Origin of the sequence: Bacilliculturomica massiliensis, from assembly GCF_900605495.1 — a bacterium.
In the GTDB taxonomy this organism is placed as follows: Bacteria; Bacillota; Clostridia; order Peptostreptococcales; family Anaerovoracaceae; genus Bacilliculturomica; species Bacilliculturomica massiliensis.
In genome coordinates this window covers 1387312-1405174 of record NZ_LR027603.1, presented here as the reverse complement: position 1 = coordinate 1405174, position 17863 = coordinate 1387312, and the positions used below count along the sequence as shown (strand labels likewise).

General features: G+C 52.5%; 15 protein-coding genes. 14 read left to right on the top strand and 1 reads right to left on the bottom strand.

Annotated elements, in window-relative coordinates:
* Positions 1–47 precede the first annotated feature (47 nt).
* The 11 genes from E0E37_RS15665 to E0E37_RS15615 all read left to right on the top strand — a co-directional run bounded on the left by E0E37_RS15665 (position 48) and on the right by E0E37_RS15615 (position 13004).
* Entirely contained in the window at positions 48–959 is a 912-nt protein-coding gene (locus tag E0E37_RS15665; RefSeq protein ID WP_130863919.1) for an RluA family pseudouridine synthase, read from the top strand.
* Between the two features lie 124 nt (positions 960–1083).
* Positions 1084–1548: a hypothetical protein gene (locus tag E0E37_RS18625; protein WP_165445399.1), complete on the top strand. Its 465-nt coding sequence runs from the start codon at positions 1084–1086 to the stop codon at positions 1546–1548.
* Positions 1549–1811: 263 nt separating this feature from the next.
* The gene (rarD, locus tag E0E37_RS15655) at positions 1812–2780 is read left to right on the top strand and encodes an EamA family transporter RarD (RefSeq protein WP_165445398.1); all 969 of its coding nucleotides are present in this window, start codon (positions 1812–1814) and stop codon (positions 2778–2780) included.
* Positions 2777–4006, top strand: a complete 1230-nt coding sequence (locus E0E37_RS15650; protein ID WP_130863917.1) for a YkvI family membrane protein — start codon at positions 2777–2779, stop codon at positions 4004–4006. The genes rarD and E0E37_RS15650 overlap by 4 nt, the downstream gene beginning before the upstream one ends.
* The gene (locus tag E0E37_RS15645; protein WP_130863916.1) at positions 4007–4972 is read left to right on the top strand and encodes an MBL fold metallo-hydrolase; all 966 of its coding nucleotides are present in this window, start codon (positions 4007–4009) and stop codon (positions 4970–4972) included. It begins immediately after the preceding gene.
* Positions 4973–5057: 85 nt separating this feature from the next.
* Positions 5058–5819, top strand: a complete 762-nt coding sequence (locus tag E0E37_RS15640; RefSeq protein ID WP_130863915.1) for an epoxyqueuosine reductase — start codon at positions 5058–5060, stop codon at positions 5817–5819.
* A 431-nt stretch (positions 5820–6250) separates the two neighbouring features.
* A complete protein-coding gene (locus E0E37_RS15635) occupies positions 6251–7372 on the top strand; it encodes an agmatinase family protein (protein WP_130863914.1) in 1122 nt (373 codons plus the stop codon).
* A gap of 14 nt (positions 7373–7386) precedes the next feature.
* Entirely contained in the window at positions 7387–8346 is a 960-nt protein-coding gene (locus E0E37_RS15630; RefSeq protein ID WP_130863913.1) for an ornithine cyclodeaminase family protein, read from the top strand.
* 109 nt (positions 8347–8455) lie between these two features.
* The gene (nhaC, locus tag E0E37_RS15625) at positions 8456–10063 is read left to right on the top strand and encodes a Na+/H+ antiporter NhaC (protein WP_130863912.1); all 1608 of its coding nucleotides are present in this window, start codon (positions 8456–8458) and stop codon (positions 10061–10063) included.
* Positions 10064–10197: 134 nt separating this feature from the next.
* The gene (locus tag E0E37_RS15620) at positions 10198–11709 is read left to right on the top strand and encodes a sigma-54 interaction domain-containing protein (protein WP_130863911.1); all 1512 of its coding nucleotides are present in this window, start codon (positions 10198–10200) and stop codon (positions 11707–11709) included.
* A gap of 137 nt (positions 11710–11846) precedes the next feature.
* Positions 11847–13004: an aminotransferase class I/II-fold pyridoxal phosphate-dependent enzyme gene (locus E0E37_RS15615; RefSeq protein ID WP_130863910.1), complete on the top strand. Its 1158-nt coding sequence runs from the start codon at positions 11847–11849 to the stop codon at positions 13002–13004.
* Positions 13005–13100: 96 nt separating this feature from the next.
* On the opposite strand, the gene E0E37_RS15610 is transcribed toward E0E37_RS15615, so the two are convergent.
* Positions 13101–14180, bottom strand: a complete 1080-nt coding sequence (locus tag E0E37_RS15610) for a hypothetical protein (RefSeq protein WP_130863909.1) — start codon at positions 14178–14180, stop codon at positions 13101–13103.
* A 377-nt stretch (positions 14181–14557) separates the two neighbouring features.
* Here E0E37_RS15610 and E0E37_RS19030 point away from each other — a divergent pair, with 377 nt between their 5' ends.
* The 3 genes from E0E37_RS19030 (at position 14558) to htpG (ending at position 17510) form a co-directional block, all read left to right on the top strand.
* Complete coding sequence (locus tag E0E37_RS19030; RefSeq protein WP_281275533.1) at positions 14558–14689, top strand: hypothetical protein; 132 nt, start codon at positions 14558–14560, stop codon at positions 14687–14689.
* Positions 14690–15056: 367 nt separating this feature from the next.
* The gene (locus E0E37_RS15605) at positions 15057–15392 is read left to right on the top strand and encodes a hypothetical protein (RefSeq protein ID WP_130863908.1); all 336 of its coding nucleotides are present in this window, start codon (positions 15057–15059) and stop codon (positions 15390–15392) included.
* Positions 15393–15599: 207 nt separating this feature from the next.
* On the top strand, positions 15600–17510 hold the full coding sequence (gene htpG / locus E0E37_RS15600; RefSeq protein WP_130863907.1) for a molecular chaperone HtpG: 1911 nt from the start codon (positions 15600–15602) through the stop codon (positions 17508–17510).
* Positions 17511–17863 lie beyond the last annotated feature (353 nt).

Below are 17863 nucleotides of genomic sequence, written 5' to 3'. Positions count from 1 at the left end.
GATCCGCTGCCTGCGGGAAAGGCAGCGCGTACGGCATAGGAGATGTTATGAGCGAGAGAACGTTTGTATACACCATAAAAGAGGGCGACGAGGGTCTGAAGGTCAAAGAATTGCTGCGCCGGAGACTGGGCTTTTCTTCCCGTCTTATGCGTAAGCTGAAGGTGCAGGGCGGCGTGGAGCTGAACGGCTGCTTCGTCAGACTTTATGAAAAAGGAAGACCGGGGGATCTGCTTACTGTGACCATGCCGGAGGAACGGAGCCAGTTTGAACCGGAAAATATCAGGATCAATGTGCTGTATGAGGACGACGACCTGCTTTTCATCAACAAACAGCCCGGAATGGTGGTGCACCCCACAAAAGGACACGTGGATCATACCATCGCCAACGGCCTGATGCAGTATATGCTGGACACGGATCAGAGCTTTAAGATCCGTTTTATCAACCGCCTGGACATGGACACTTCCGGGGTGCTTCTCATCGGGAAAAATTCTCATTGCCAGGATGATTTCGCCAAACAGGCGGCGGAAAATCGCGTGGAAAAAAAATACACGGCCGTGGTGCGCGGCGTGATGGAGGAAGAGGAGGGAACTGTGGATCTTCCCATCGCCCTGGAGCAGGAGGACCACGTGCGCAGGGCGGTGCGCCAGGACGGTTATCCCTCGGTAACGCATTACCGCGTACTTGAGCGCTATTTGGGATATACGCTGGTGGAGCTGCTGCTGGAGACGGGCAGGACCCATCAGATCCGCGTTCACATGGCCCACATCGGGCATCCGGTGGTGGGCGACATACTGTACGGCAAGCAGGAAGATCTGCTCATCGACCGTCAGGCGCTCCATGCGAAAAGCCTTTCCCTGCTGCATCCGGTGACGCGCAGTCCTCTGACGGTGGAAGCGCCTCTGCCCGAAGACATGATCTGCCTGATCGAAAAGCTGCGGGCGCGGAGATCGGGAAAATAACGGAACCATCCGCACCAAAGTGAACGGACCTGCATATGATGGAAGAGTCAGAAGAGCAAGGGCGGGGACTGGACAAAAACAGTCTTCGGCGTGCTGATTTTTCAAATATGGAGGTGTTTATACGGTGGGTGAAGAATACACAAAACAGAGTTTCGATCGTGACCGCAGACCTTTCCCGGGAAATGACGGCGGCGAGCCGTACGGCGAAGCGCCCAGAAAAGAGGTGGGAAGCAGAGGGAAAGGACCGGCGAAGGAATGCTGCGATCCCTGCGGCCCCTGTGATCCGTGCGATCCGTGTGATCCCTGCGATCCCTGCCGGCCGAAGGATCCCTGCGATCCCTGCCGGGAAGATGGCTGGGATTGGGGCAGCTGGCTTCCCATTATCCTGATCATCCTTCTGCTGTGCGGCGGAGGCGGCTTCTTCGGCGGCGGAGGCAGAGACGAGTGCTGCGACGGCGGCGGTTTCGGCGGCGGTTTTGGCTTTGGGGGCGGCAGCTCCAGCTGGATCATCATTCTCGTCATTATCTTCCTGTTCTGCAGCAATCGCGAGGACGGAGGGAGAGGCGGATTCCTGGGCGGGTTGTTCTAGCGGGGCCGGCAAACGGTCTGCAGCAAAAGACAGGCACGGACGATCAGGTATGCAGCTTACATAACAGAGACAGTCTTGGCCGGAGGCGGCCCTGACCGGAGGCGGACAGTGAAATGCACTGCCCGCTTTTTGTATGTACGTTTGAATCAAAAAGACCAGCTGGGCGTAAGGCTTTTATCTTGCGCTTCACAGGCGCTTGCGTTAAGATAGAATGAGACTGTGGAACGCAGTCTTTTTTATGGATGAAAGGGAGTCTGAAATTCTTGGATCAGAACAGGGTGTCAAAGGAATATAAAACCGGTGTGATCTGCGCGTTGGCCTGCGCATTTATCTGGGGGATCCTGCCGGTCTATTGGAAGATGATCGAGAGCGTCAATTCGCTGCTCATTATATTTTATCGGATCGTCATGGTCTTTGTGCTCATCGTCATTGTGGATCTCATCATCTACAAAAAAGAGGGGGTGCTGGAGCCGCTGCGCAAAAAAGGGGCGAAGCTGACCTTTTTCACAGCCGGCGTGCTGATCTCCGCTAATTGGGGGATCTATATCTGGGCGATCAACAGCGGCCGTATCATTCAGACCAGTATCGGCTACTATATCGAACCGCTGGCAGTGTGCTGTTTCGGCGTCTTATTTTTTCATGAGAAGCTGGATAAGTTTAAGATCGGCGCCTTTGTGCTGGCTCTGTGCGGCGTGGCGTTCATGGTGATCTGTTACGGGCAGCTCCCCGCCGTCGCCCTGGGACTTGCGGGAACCTTCGCCACGTACGGGGCTATCAAGAAGAAGGTCCAGGCTGAATCCATGCTGGCGCTTCTCTATGAGACGATGTTTCTCGTACCCATCGCCCTGGCAGTGATCTTTTACATGGAATTCACGGGACAGGGAGCCTTTACCACGGCCGCGCCGGGAGAGATCGCGCTGCTTTTTCTGTGCGGGTTGATGACGGCTGTGCCGCTGATACTGTTTTCTATGGCGGCCAACCGCATCGACATGATCACGCTGGGAGTGACAGAGTACATATCGCCGTCTATCGGTCTGCTGTTGGGGATCTTTCTTTATCATGAACCCTTTGACAGGGTCCAGTTCATCTCCTTTGTATTTATATGGATCGCACTGGTGATCTTCACTGTGGGCGGGATCCGGGGAAGCGGCGGAGGAAGTTATACGGATCATGCGGACCATGTGGAGACCGCGTCCGTCCCGGAGCCGGGAGAGCGGGGGATCGCAAAATGAACAGAGTTCGCTGCGAAAAGGAAGCGGGGGAACGTGGAAAGGACAGTAATATGAGTGAAAAGAAACAGGACGGCCTTCGGGCCGCACAGATAGCGCTGCTGTACATCGGATGCCTTATGGGAGCGGGCTTTGCCTCCGGGAAGGAAATGTGGCAGTTCTTTGGTGTGTTCGGCGGGAAAGGATTTTTGGGGATCCTGCTGGCCACGGTGATCTTTGTGGGGTTCGGTTACCTCAGCGTCTCCAACGCCAGAATGCTGGGAACCAGCGATCTGAGCAAAATGGTTTCTCCGGTGGAACATCGGGGGATCGAGAATTTTGTGGGCACGGTCATGTGCCTGTTTTTGCTGATGGCGTATTTTTCCATGCTCGCCGCGGGGGGAGCGCTTCTGGAAACGCAGTTCGGATTGCCCCATGCGGCGGGGAGCCTGATCTACATGCTGATGGCTGTTCTCACCGCCATCAGGGGATTTCAGAGCGTTTCTTCGCGGATCAGTAAGGTGACGCCGGTCCTGGTGGGAGGTACGCTGATCATCGGGCTGTACATGATCGTCAGGGATCACAGCCTGATCGCAGAGCATGCAGGGCAGACCTATGTGGCCGACGCCAGTCCGCTGGCCTCCAACTGGATGACGGCGGCGATCGCTTTCGTGGCTTACAATCTCACTGCGGCCATACCCATGCTGGGCAACTGTTCGATCAGCGCCCGGGGAGAAAAGACAGCGCGCAATGGCGCTGTACTGGGAGGAGCGGCGCTGGGCGTATGCTGCCTGATCCTGTATCTGGCCACGCTGTCCGCGCCGGAGGCCGCAGCGGCGGCGGATCTCCCCATGATCCGTTTCTGCAACGACATTTCGCCTGTGCTGCGGACTGTTTACGCCATGTTTCTGCTGATCGCCATCTTCGCTACGTGCACCAGCTGTTTTTACGGTTTTACCACGAAGCTGCCGGACAGGAATTACCGGCTCTTTGTTATCTGGGCAGTGGCGTTGGCGGGCTATGGGCTGAGTTTATTTGGCTTTTCCAATCTGGTGGCGGTGGTCTATCCCATCGGAGGATATTTCAGCCTGATATTTCTGATCTCCATGATCGTCAACTTTGCGCTTCTGAAAAAAGGGAAGCGCCGGCTGCCGGACACCGCGCCTCTGAGACAGACGTCGCAGGCACAGGCAGACGCTGAGGGGGCCCAGGAGGGCACGGATGAAAATAAGAGAACCGGAGGGAAATAAATGGATCGGAACGGCAACAATCAATCACTGGCGGAGGGCGTAAAGCGCTTCGTGCCGGGTCACGGCGGCGACTGTACGCTGATCGTGGGAACAGAGAAGACAGCTGTGATCGACACAGCGATGACTTACTGCGTCAGGGAGCTTGTGGAAATGCTCTCAGAGGAGCTCGGCGGCCGGCCGCTGGACTACGTGCTGCTCAGCCATTCGCACTACGATCACGTGGGAGGCGTACCCGGACTACGTCAAAGATGGCCGGAGCTGGAAGTGCTCGGCTCGCTGCATGCGCGGGAGATATTTCGCAGAGACGGCGCTCAGGCAGCCATACGCCGGCTGACGGAATCTGCGGCGTCCGACTATCTGGGAGAAGACAGCCCGGAATGGAGAGGACGGGCGGAGACCTTTATGAATTACAGCAAGGATGAAATGCAGGTGGACCGTGTGATCGGCGAAGGAGACGCCGTATGGCTGGGAGATCTGTCCGTCCGCGTGCTGGACACGCCGGGGCATACCAACTGCTCGCTTTCTTTTTATATACCGGAACGCGGCCTGCTGTTTCCAAGCGAGAGCGTGGGATGCTATAAGCACCGGGACTATATGAATTCGCCTTTTCTGACCGGTTTTCAGGATACCATCGATTCCATTGAGAAGTGCCGTGCCGTAAAACCGCTGAGGGTAGTGTCGCCTCATTACGGGCTGGTCAGAGATATTTCCCCGGAGGAGTACTTTGATCTGGCGGAGAGAGAAGCTTATCATGTGAGGGACTTCGTGCTCAACTGTCTCAGGGATGGGCTAACGGAAGAACAGGTTCTGGAGCGCTGTGTGGAAGAATTCTGGATGAGCAGAGGCGAGGACCGCAGGGAACAGCCGCTGCCGGCCTTCACCATCAATATGAACGCCACCATTCGTCTGGTGGAACGGGAGTTTGCGGATGATCTGAAGAGTTCCTGGGGCCGCCGGTTCCAATGAGATTGCAGACGGGAGATCTCATATCGTCGGGATTCCGCCGCACCGGTGTGCGGCCGCCGGAACGCAAATAGAAGGAGGAGGCAGTATGGACGGACAGGTACAACTGGAGAAACAACTGATTGAATTTATTAAGAATAAGGTCAGGACAGATGAAAACAGCGGATGGTTCCGCGAACCGCTGGTCGGTTTTTCATCGGCGGCAGACCCGCGATATGACAAGCTGAAGGAGATCGTGGGCGCCCATCATCTGCATCCCACGGAGATCCTGCCCTCAGCTGGATCGGTGATCTCTTTTTTCATTCCGTTTGAAGAGTTTGTGGTGGTTCGAAACCGCAGGGGAAAGCAGGTGGCGGAAGAGTGGGCCAGGGCCTATCTGTTCTGCAATGACCTGATCGGCCGCATATCGGAGGAACTGGCGGTGTTTCTCAGAGCCGGGGGATGGGAAGCCGGAGTGATCCAGGCGACGCATACCTACGACCCCAGGGATCTCCAGTCCTTTTGGTCTCACAGGAGCGCAGCTTTTATCGCAGGAATGGGCAGTTTTGGACTGCACCGCCTGCTGATCACGCCGAAGGGCTGCGCGGGCCGTTTCGGGACGGTGATCACCTCCGCGCCGCTGACGCCGGGGAGACCCTACGAGGAAGAAAACTGTTACTATTACCGGGAGGGCACATGCCGTTACTGTACCAGTATGTGCCCCACAGGCGCGCTGGGGGAGGACGGGAGCCTGGACAAGCATTTGTGCCACGATCATTTGCTGGAGGTGGACCGCCTTTTCCCGGAGCTGGATATGACGGATGTGTGTGGAAAATGTGTGGCGGGACCCTGCGCTATTCTGGAAAAATAGACGGCGGGAGTTCACTTGGATCGATATGTCATAAAACTGGACTGCGGCAGAGATGCCGCAGTTTTTCATTATGCAGGAAATACCGCGAAGCGATATTGACGAAATAACAAAAAAGTTTACCCTGTGAAAATGAGCCCGTAGGGCAAATAAGTTATCGAAGGAAACTTTTTTATTTTTTGACCAGAGAAGTCGAAAAATTCAGACTGAAATTGCTGAAAATTTTGCGATTCGCAAAAAAACTATGTGAAAGCAAAAAAATCTGCAAGCTGCTTTTGTCCGATCAGCGGTGAAAGGGCTGAATTTCACGTAATTCTGCTTTCATGAAGACTTGGCACGACAATTGCTACTTAATATAATCACAAGCATTTCACCACTGGATAATTGTGGGCATAGAAGAATGTGCGCGCAATCGAGAAAGAAGAGGTAAGAAAATGAGCAAAAAAGTCATAAGCGCCGCAGATGAAGCAAAGATCAACTTCGCGTTTGATAACGCCACAGAGCTTTTGAAAAACCAGAAAGCAAGAGGAGAAAGAATCGAACTGAATATTTTAAGAGGGGACACGCCCACCTTTATGGAATATCCTCTCGCCGCCAAACCGGAGGACTTAAAGGGCGTGGATGCAGCCATCGTCGGCATTCCCTTTGAGGGTCTCACCATTCAGACGCCGTCCATCATGGCTCCGCCGACCTGCGGGCGCCCGGAACCAGGCTCCGTTTACTGGAGAATGGGAGCGGACGTAGGTCTCGACAACATCAGAAAATATTCTATTTACTACTCGGTAAAGCATAACAGAGGCTATTTTCCGGAGATCGATAAGGAAATGGTCATGGAGGACTACATCCAGGTCAGAGACTACGGGGATGTGCCTTACACGCCGGATGATATCGAAGGAAATCTGGAACGTGCCGAAAAGCGGGTCGCCGAGGTCGTAGCGGCAGGGGCGATGCCAATTATTTTTGGAGGGGACCACACCGTTCCCACGCCCACCTTAAGGGCAATTCTGAAGCCCAGAGAGAAAAAGGCTGGTCTGATCGTTTTCGACTCTCATATGGATCTTTCCTGCGAGCCGAAGAATTGGGCATCCACCGAATGGAATCAGGTACTAGAGCTGGGCAAGATCAGTCCGGATAATTTCGTCGTCATCGGGATCCGGGGCGTCAGAAATTCTATCTTCGAAAAAAATGTGGCAAAAGAGTTAGGTCACCGCGTCATCACCATCGACGAGATGAAGGATCGCGGCATTAAGGATGTGATGGATGAAGCCATTCGGATCGCCACAGATGGAACAGACGGTATTTACATGTCGCTGGATATCGACGTGATGGACCCGAGTCAGGTGGTGTCTCAGAAAGCGCCTGAATTCTGGGGTATGACGATGGATGAAATGTTCCATGCGGTAAGAAGAATCTCTCGTGAGAAGGTGATCGGTCTGGATATAAACGAATATACGCCGGATTATGACGTAAACGGAATGGGCGCGCAGTTCTGCGCACGGATCGCCGCCGAATTCCTGGGCGGGCTTGCGCTGCGCAAAAGAGACGGCCTGAAATAGGAGAGGAAACGCAGATGAATTCAGTTGTATTTATGAATGGAGACGAAGTCAGAAAGCGGCTGTCCATGAAAAAGGCCATCGAGTGGATGGAAGAAGCGTTCGTGTTGTTTTCAAAAGGCGAGGCTGACGTCTTTCCGATCATCACTCACGACTTTGAGGGGAAATTCAGAAATATGGACATTAAGTCCGGCCATCTGGACGGCGCGGACGTCCTGGGCCTTAAACTTCTCGTACGAGTCATGGATAATCCGGAAAAGCGCGGCCTTCAGGCGCTGAATGGTCTGGTGGTCATCGTAAATTCCAAGACAGGACAGTTGGAAGGCATCGTTGATGGATTAAGCGTGACCAATATCAGGACAGGCGCCTGCGGCGGAGCGGCGGCAAAGCTGTTTGCAAGAAAGGATTCGAAGCATGCGGTGATCGTGGGCGCCGGTTATCAGGGAGGCGTGCAGTACGAAGGTCTGGTTGAAGCGGTCCCCGCGCTGGAAAAAGTGACGATCGTGGATCTGGATGAAGGACGGGCGGCAGCGGCTGTACAGCGGGAAAAAGAGAAATACCCGCATATTCGCCTTTGCCATGCAGGAAACGATAAACTTCCGGAGCTGCTGCGGACGGCAGACATTCTCACCACCTGTACGCCCTCAGCCAGACCTTTTATCAAAAAAGAATGGATCCGGCCAGGATTGCACATCAACGCCATCGGCGCAGACATGAAGGGCAAGCAGGAATTGGACCCGGAGATCATGCAGGAGGCGCATATTTTCGCAGATTCAAGAAAACAGGTGCTGCGTCTGGGAGAATCAGAGCTTGCTTATGAAATGGGATCGATCGCCGAATCTGACGTGAACGAGATCGGCGACGTCCTGGCCGGAAAGGCCGAAGGCCGCCGAAACGCGGAGGAGATCACGGTATTTGATGCTACTGGAATGGCTATCGAAGACCTGATCGTGGGCGCCAGATTATTGAAGGTGTGAGTACCGTTTTAACCAAGAATCAGGCCGGCTGTTGAAACTGAGGAGTCAGGCCGGCCTGTAGAAAAGAAAGGTAGGTGCATCGTCGCGACGAGGATGTACGAGGTAAGGTATGGGGAGAAAAATTCCGTTTTGGCAATGCGCGCTGACCCTTGGGTTCACCGCAGTTGCCCTCATGTATGCCCTGGGTATTCTGGGCATGATTTTCGGGGACGCCTTTGCCTGTGATTACGGCGAGGCTCATATTCCTCTGATTGCTTCCTGTGTTTTCGCCACGGTCGTGGCAATTTTGAACGGCTATAAATGGTCTTTTATCCAAGCTGGCATTTTAGCGGCGATCCACAGGTCCATGCAGGCTAACCTGATCCTGATGACCACCGGCATTTTGATCGCCGCCTGGGTGGCGGCAGGGGTGGTGCCGAGCATGATCTATTATGGGCTGATGATCCTTAAGCCGACTATTTTTCTGTCGGCGTCGGCGATTCTGTGCTTTATCGTCGCCCTGTCCACCGGTTCCTCCTGGTCCACAGTGGGAACCATCGGCATCGCGCTGATCGGAATAGGAAGCGGCCTGGGATTTCCCAGCGCGATGACGGCGGGCGCCATCGTTTCCGGCGCTTACTGCGGCGATAAGATGTCTCCGCTGTCGGATACCACAAACCTGGCGCCTGCCATGGCAGGCGCGAATATTTTTGAACATATCAGACACATGATGTGGACGGTGATCCCTTCGATGGGGATCGCCCTGATTCTCTACACGATTCTGGGCTTACGGGCTGCGGGAGATTACAACGGCGAAGTGATCAGAGAGATGCAAAAAGCGCTGACGCTGAACTTCAATATGACGCCGATCCTCCTGATCCCGCCGGTGATCGTCATCCTCATCGTGGCCTTCAAGCTGCCGGCCCTTCCCGGTCTTATGGGAGGCGCAATCATAGGATGCATATTTGGCATGGTTTTTAATGGGATGAGCATGGGTGATCTGCCGTCCATTCTGCATTACGGTTACAATGTGGGAGCATTCAGCGACGGCATTCAGCAGACGGCCACTTCCATGGGCATGAGCCTGAATGATCTTTTAGGTATGGATAACGGGGAATTTTCCGCGCTTGCGGCCGCACAGAACCTTCCGTCCTCGGTGATCGCAGAGTACAACGTCGTCAACCTGATCGACGGGAAAGGCGGCCTGGATTCCATGCTCTGGACCGTCAGCCTAGTGATCTGCGCCATGTGTTACGGCGGCGTTATGGATGCTTCGGGCATGTTGGTTCAGTTTACGGAGAGACTGCTGAAATTGGCCAAGAATACGGGAATGCTGGTTACCGTAACGGTGTTTACCGCAATTATGGTCAATGTTGTGGCCGGGGACCAGATCCTGTCCATTGTGATCACTGGAAGAATGTACAAAGAAGCATATGAAGACAGGCGGCTCAGGCCGAAGAATTTGTCCAGATGTCTGGAGGATTCGGCCACCGTAACCTCCAATCTGGTTCCATGGAATACCTGCGGCGCGACGATGCGGAGCTTTATGGGCGTACCGCAGTGGGGCGCCGGCGGATACGGACCCTACGCCTTCCTGAGTCTGTTCAATCCGATCATCTCCATCTTTTACGGATTTACAGGTATTTCGATGGAGAAAATGACGGAGGAAGAGTACCAGAAGGTCTTAGAACAACGCGAAAAAGAAAAGACAGACGCATTGAACGCGCTGAAAGCGTAGATCGATGATCGGTAAGATGTGAAAAAAGGAGGAGGCGATATGCCGGATTTCCTGCAAAAACAATCTTTTTCTGAAAAATACATGATAAACTAATTGTAATTGGCGATTCTGTGGATAGATTTAAGGAGAAAACCATGATGGAGCAATTAGACAGGGCCAGTTTCATTGCCATTCTTGACGCGATGCATGAAGGCGTGATGCTGATCGACAAGAATCTGAAAATCGTGTATTACAATGAGGCCATGGGAAAGATTGAAGATTATGAGCGGGAAGATGTGATCAATAAAGATATTCGGGAGGTCTACCCCCTTCAGACGGAAGAGAAGAGCACGATCGTAAAAGCGATCCGGGAGGGCAAAGCTTCTGTGGATATCGTTCAAAACTATGTCACAGGCAGGGGAAAGAACGTTTCGACGGTCATTTCCAGCATTCCGATCAGAGTGGACGGAGAAATCATCGGCGCAGTCGAGATCAATAAGGATATAACGAGTCAAAGAAAACTGATGAGCAACCTGATCGACATGCAGAACACGTTGAACGCATCAGAGAATACCGGAAAGAAACATAAAAATCCGAATACGATCTATTCCTTCCATGATATCGTAGGAGAGAGCCATTCGATAAAACAGACGCTGAAATACGCCAGACAGGCGGCGAAGACGGATTCCATGGTACTGATCCAGGGAGAAACGGGAACGGGGAAAGAGATATTCGCCCAGAGCATCCACAATAGCGGCGCACGCTGTGAAAAACCTTTCGTGGCGGTAAATTGCGCGGCGCTCCCCGGCGAATTACTGGAGGGAATTCTGTTCGGCACCGTAAGAGGCGGCTTTACCGGTTCCACGGATCGGGCAGGTCTGTTTGAAGAAGCGGAAGGAGGGACGCTCCTTTTAGATGAAATCGACTCCATGGATATTATCCTTCAGGCAAAATTGCTCAGGGTCTTGCAGGAGGGCACTGTCCGCAGGGTCGGCGGCGGTAAGGATATCAAATTAAATGTCCGCATCATTTCCGCCGCCAACTCCAATTTGATGAAGGCGATGGAAAAAGGGACTTTCCGGAGGGACCTGTTTTACAGGCTGAGCGTAGTCAATATTGATATTCCGCCGCTGCGGGAACGGGGAGAGGACATTATCTACCTTGCGAATTTCTTTCTGGATATGTTCAACGGGGCTTTCCACAAATCCGTGAAGGGCTTTTCCAGGGAGGTAGAGGATCTGTTTTCACAGTACTATTGGCCGGGCAATGTGAGGGAATTGAAGCATTGCATAGAGGGGGCCATGAATATGATCGAAAATGAAGACGTGATCAGGGCAGAACATTTGCCTTCCGGCATTCGGAGGGATTCAGGAAAGCGAATCGTTGATGGTCATCCCGTCAGTCCCTTTCGAATGAACGAACTGAGCAGACTGGAAACGGGGCATGTTCAGAGCCATATGGAGAAGGGAGCGGCTTTGGCCGATTCGCTTCACAAGATCACCGCTTCGGTAGAAAAAGAAAAGATCCTGCAGGCTTTAATGCAAAGCAGGGGATGCGTGACCGACGCCGCCCAATTACTTGGAGTCAAACGGCAGACGCTGCAATATAAAATGAAAAAGTACGGAATTACAAAAGACCGTCAAAATGTTTACTGGACTGATGTATAGGAGAAGATGAAGTTGGAGAACCATTTTCAACCTTGTCCACGTACGATCAGATCGCAGCGCAACGAGTGAAAAGGGCGCTGTTTGTTTGTGGCGGCAGGGATGAATTTATTTCACCCGCCGTCGACAAGGAGGGAAAAATGAAATTAGATGAATTCATATTGGAAAAATGGCTGAACCCACTGTGTGAAAGTGAAAAGAATGAAATATATTTGGGAGGCAGCTGCGTGGCGCCGCTCACGTTGGAAGAACTGTTTGATCTGATCGGACAAGACGCCGACGCGTTTCTGAAGGAAGTAAAAAAGATGAATCTCGGTTACGGAAAGTTTGACGGCACCCCGAGACTGCGCAAGGCTCTGGCGGAAAAGCTATACCGCAATGTGAAACCGGAAGAAGTGATTCCCGTTCATGGCGGAGCGGGAGCAAACAACACAGTTGTAATGACCCTTGTTGAACCGACAGACAATATCATTTCCATCGTACCGAATTATCAGCAGTTTGATTCGACGCCGGACGCGATGGGCGCGGAGGTCCGCAGGGTATATCTCCTGCCTGAAAACGGATATAAGCTCGATATGGCTGAAGTGAGAAAAGCGGCAGATCAAAATACGAAGGGGATCTTCTTTACCAATCCAAACAATCCTACGGGAGCGACGTTTACGCTGGAGGAAATGAACGAACTGATCGATATCGCCAAATCCGTTGACGCCTGGATCGTGTGCGATGAAATGTACCGCGGCCTGGACGATGAATACGCGCCGTCCTTCGCTGATCTGTACGATAAAGCCATCGTAACCTGCAGCTCATCGAAGATCTATTCCATGGCGGGAACCAGAGTGGGCTGGATCGTCTGTCACGACCCGGATATGGTCTGGCACCTGATGAATTACCGCTCATATGACAGTATCTGCGGCGGCACCTTCGACGAGTGGCTCTTTGCCATCGCCATCGAGCGCGTGGAAAAACTGTTTGAGAGGAGCCGGGATCTGGTCAGGCAGAACAAACCGGTCATTGACAGGTGGATCGAGGGAAATCAATACCTCCATCAATATGCAGACGCCCACGGTACCACGTATCTGGTCCATTATGACCTGGATATGGATTCCGTATCCTTCTGCGAACAGCTTATGGAGGATACCGGCGTGCTTGTCTGCCATGGAGACTGCTTCAATGTGCCCCATACCTTCAGAGTAAATCTGTCCATTTCCGAACAGCTTGAAGAAGGACTGCGCCGCGTCGATGAGTTTATCTACGGACTTGTAGAAAAGGGCGTGAAGATTTTGCAGGTTCCTGCGTGAAGATGATTGAATAACAGGCAGAAAAGGTCCCGGGTGCAGAAATATGTACCCGGGACCTTTGTTAAAAGGAGAAATTTAAATGGTTAAGTAAAAGTCTTATCTTCTGGGCTGAGGTCTCTGGGGTCTGTGAGGCGGACGGGGCGGCCTGGGAGGACGGCATTCGTCGTCGCAGGGGTCGTAGTCGTCGTCACAGGGATCGTAACAGGGATCGCAGCAGGGATCACAGCAAGGGTCGCAGCAGGGATCGCAGCAGTCGTCTCTGTCGGGTTCGACCTCGGGATTGTATTTGCTCTGCGTCTGGTTCGGGAAGAGCTGCGGGAAGCTTTCGCAGGCCGCCGCCGTCTGAGGAGCCAGCTGTACATATCCTGTGGACAGTACGCAGAGCTGTACAGGTACAACGATCTTCTTTTCACATGTCACGCACAGGGCCACGATCAGATTGGCCTTTACTGTGCCGTCGGGACAGATCGTCACGTCTCTGCCCATGTTGTTGGTCGCCAGCCTGGTTTCGCAGGCCGGGTTGCAGAACTCGGTAAACCTGGGCAGGAAGGCGCTGTTTTCCGTGGAAGGGATGCAAAGCTCAAAGAAATTGGTGAGAAGAAGCGGCGAATTTTGCTGAGCGATGTTCACCTTCGTGCATACGGTGTAGATGACTTCGTGATCGTAGCGGTCACAAAGCAGCAAGTCTAAGTAAATTTGAACATCACCGGTCACGGAGATGCTCTGTGTACCAAAGATCGGGGTCCCCCGGCCCTTGCTGTCGCAGTCATGTGTATCTGCGTACACGATTTTTTCTGAGTAAGTACCGTCGGGACCTACAACTGTAATGTCCTCGCCGTTTGCATTCTGTATGAAGGTCGCGCCTGACACTGTGGTATTGATACCAAGCTTCAGGTTCTGCGGATCGTCTACATTCTGCGGATTGAAGAACCTCTTGCAGCGTATATCAACAACTCTTTTTAATCTGTGCCCTCTGGGGATCGCAGGTGTGAAGCACTGGTTGCTCACCGTCTTCAGGCCCTGAAGATTGAACAGGACCGCGTCGAAGACCTTCTGCACGTAGATCGGCTCAGATACGACGTTGTTCAAATTGCCGTCGAATTCGCAAAGATCGTTTGCGTTGCAGCAGTTCTGAAAGAGGTCCGGCGAAACTCTGTCACCACCGAAACAGCTCATATATTATTTACCTCCTTTATCGGTCAAAAGTATTTGGTTTCACAGACAGTATATTCATTTTAAAAATATGTGTTACGGATTCTGCCTTTCCCGTTGTGAAAAAAGTATAACAGGGCCATATTTGCAGTTATGTCTGCAGTGCTGACCTCGGACTGACTTTACCGCGCTTTGACAGTAAGGGCGGACACCGGCGGAGGAGACAGTGGAATAGCTGACTGATCACCATATTATTCAGGAATGTGGAGAGATGTTCCTGTCCCGCCGGCAGAAAAGGATGTGGCGCTGCGCGGGCCGCTATGTTAGAATAAAAGCAGGGAAATGTTCTTCATTTGGTACATGTATGCTCCGAGAGGTATTCCAAATGCTCATGAAGTGTTTTGCGGAAGCAGGGAAGAGGGGGAAGTGGATCAAGGAGGAATGGAATGAGCGAGAGGGAGATGCTGGAGATCCGGATGAACGTTGTGGAGAGCGAGATCGCGAAGATGAAAGCGAAATACGAGAGCGCATAATCAGAAACAAAAGAGGCCGGTGAAGGAGACATCGGCCTCTTTTGGTCTTTATGCCCAGGGAATGAGGGCGGCCGGAGCCGGACGAGTCGATTCAGAATAAATTATATTTCTGACAATATAATTCCGCAATATGCTTTATGATCATATCACAGTTTAGAAAAAAACGGGGCTGGAAACAGCCGGTACACATGGGTTTTCTGAAGGAAAGGTGTGATCTGAATGAGCGGAATCATGATTGTCATCTCGGTATTCTGTGCGGCGGGCGGGGTGCTGACAGTACTTGGCGCCGTCTATGAGACACGTGTTGACAGGGCCGGGAGCGCGCAGCCTGTCAGGACACGGAGGGCGGACAGGAGAAGGAAGACGGATGAAGGTAAGAGAGATCAATCTGGAGAGAGGCCGGCCTGCTGCGGAGACAGCTGTCCGGGATATGGTAGGACAGCTGGGGACTGGAAAACGGCAGGGACTGCGGGCGGTGATCCTGATCCACGGCTACGGGTCCTCAGGCACGGGAGGGAGCATCCGCGCGGCGGTGCGGGAAAAGCTGCGGGAGAGCAGCCTCCGCGGGCTTGTTAGGGATTGGTGCGGGGGAGAGAATTGGATCCACCGGAAGTGGGAGATGATCGGTCTCTGCGGCGAGCTTGCGCAGTATCAGCGAAGGATCGAAGGAAATCCCGGTGTCACGGTGGTGATTTTAAAATAAAGAGGAAAAAACGGGGTTGATTTTTCTGCAGGAATGTTCTATAGTATTGTTAGCACTCGTGTGTGATGAGTGCTAACGCGCGGGGCCGGTTATAACGGTCACCGGATCACCGGTATAAATTATCCTCAGCGTCCGGGTCATTGATCCCGATGGGCAGGAGGCGATGGATAACTGAGAACATACAGAAAAATGAGGGGGAATGTCACTATGGCAAAGAAACAATTTAAAGCAGAATCAAAAAGACTGCTGGATCTGATGATCAACTCCATATACACGCACAAGGAAATTTTCCTCAGAGAGCTGATCTCCAACGCCAGCGACGCCATCGACAAACTGTATTATCGGGCGCTGACTGAGAATAACACCGGTCTGAATCGCGATGATTTTGCGATACTGCTGGAGGTCAATAAGGACGAGCGCACGCTGACAGTATCCGATAACGGAGCGGGCATGACGAAGGAAGAGCTGGAGAGCAACCTGGGCACCATCGCTAAAAGCGGTTCGCTGGCCTTCAAAAAAGAGAATGAAACGAAGGAAGACATCGACATCATCGGACAGTTTGGCGTGGGTTTTTATTCCGCCTTTATGGTAGCGCAGAAGGTGACCGTGATCAGTCGGGCCTTCGGCGGGGATCAGGCCTGGAAATGGGAGTCGGAGGGCGCAGACGGCTATTCGATATCAGAATGTGAGAAGAGTGGGACGGGAACGGATATCATCCTCCACATCAAAGAAAACACAGAAGATGAGAACTACGATGAGTTTCTGGAAGAATATCGCTTAAGAGGATTGATCAAGCGGTATTCCGATTATATTCGTTATCCTATCCGCATGATGGTGGAGAAAAGCAGGCCCAAAGAGAAGGCGGAGGACGCGCCGGAGGATGCGCCCACAGAGTACGAATCGTACAGAGAGCTGGAAACGCTGAACAGTATGGTGCCCATCTGGAAGAAGAACAAGAGCGAGATCTCGGATGAGGATTACAATAGTTTCTATAAAGAGAAGTTCTTTGATTTTGCAGATCCCGCCAAGGTGATCCATACCAGCGTGGAAGGGGTGGTCACATACAACGCGCTTCTGTTTATCCCCTCCAAAGCCCCTTTCAATTATTATACGAAGGATTTTGAAAAAGGGCTGCAGCTGTATTCCAGCGGCGTAATGATCATGGATAAGTGCGCGGACCTGCTGCCGGATCACTTCAGTTTTGTGAGGGGTCTGGTGGATTCTCAGGATCTGAGCCTGAATATTTCCCGGGAGATGCTGCAGCACGACAGACAGCTTAAGGCCATCGCCAGCAGACTGGAAAAGAAGATCAAGGGCGAGCTGCTGACCATGCTGAACACAGAGAGAGAAAAATACGAGGAGTTTTTCAAAAACTTTGGCCTGCAGCTGAAATACGGACTGTATGACGGTTATGGCAGAAACAAGGAAATGCTGGAGGATCTGGTTCTCTACTATTCCTCATCAGAAAAGAAGATGGTGACTCTGTCCGAATACGTTTCCCGCATGAAGACAGAGCAGAAGTTCATCTACTACGCCTGCGGCGATTCAGTGGAACGTATCGACAAGCTGCCGCAGATCGAACTGCTGAAGGACAAGGGATATGAGGTCCTGTATCTGACAGACGACATCGACGAGTTTGCGCTGCAGATGATGAGAGAATATAAGGAAAAGGAATTCAAATCTGCGGCCAGCGGCGATCTCGATCTGGAGGAGACGAAGGAAGAGAAAGAAAAGATCGAGAAGAAGACTGAGGAAAATAAGGACTTGCTGACCTTCATGAAGGAAAGCCTTGGGGACAAGGTCAGCGAGGTGCGGCTGTCCCAGCGGCTGAAAACACATCCAGTCTGCCTGACCAGCGGCGAGGGCCTTTCTCTGGAAATGGAAAAGGTACTCAATTCCATGCCGGTGGATCAGAAGATCAAGGCGCAGAAGGTGCTGGAGATCAACGCGGATCACGCTATTTTGGAGGCGCTGAAAGAGGCGTATGGGGCGGATGAGAAAGATAGAGTCAAGGAGTATGCGGAACTGCTGTACAATCAGGCGCTGCTCATCGAAGGCTTCCCGGTGGAGGATCCGGTGTCCTTCTCCAACGCCATCTGTTCGCTGATGACGAAGTAGGAAGTGCCGTACATTCCATCAAAACGGAAAAAAGGTGAAAAATCATCACAGATGATTTTTCACCTTTTTCTATTACGTCCGGCAAAATATCTGACCTGATCGTCCCAGGATAAAAAGCAGCTCCTGTGGCTCTTGTCATATTGGAGACTTTATAAATAACTGCTTAGATATTACCACAAAGATTTTTTCTCGTCCATTGCATCCATGCCGCGATCGCCTGGCGGCCCGACCCGGCGAGGACATCGCGGCGGACCGCCCCTGGGCCGTCGGTGTTTTTTGCGCGGAGTTGCCCCATTTCGTTTGCATTTTTTTTCTGCCTGTCGTAAGATAAGGACAAGGGAGGGATTGAAGAT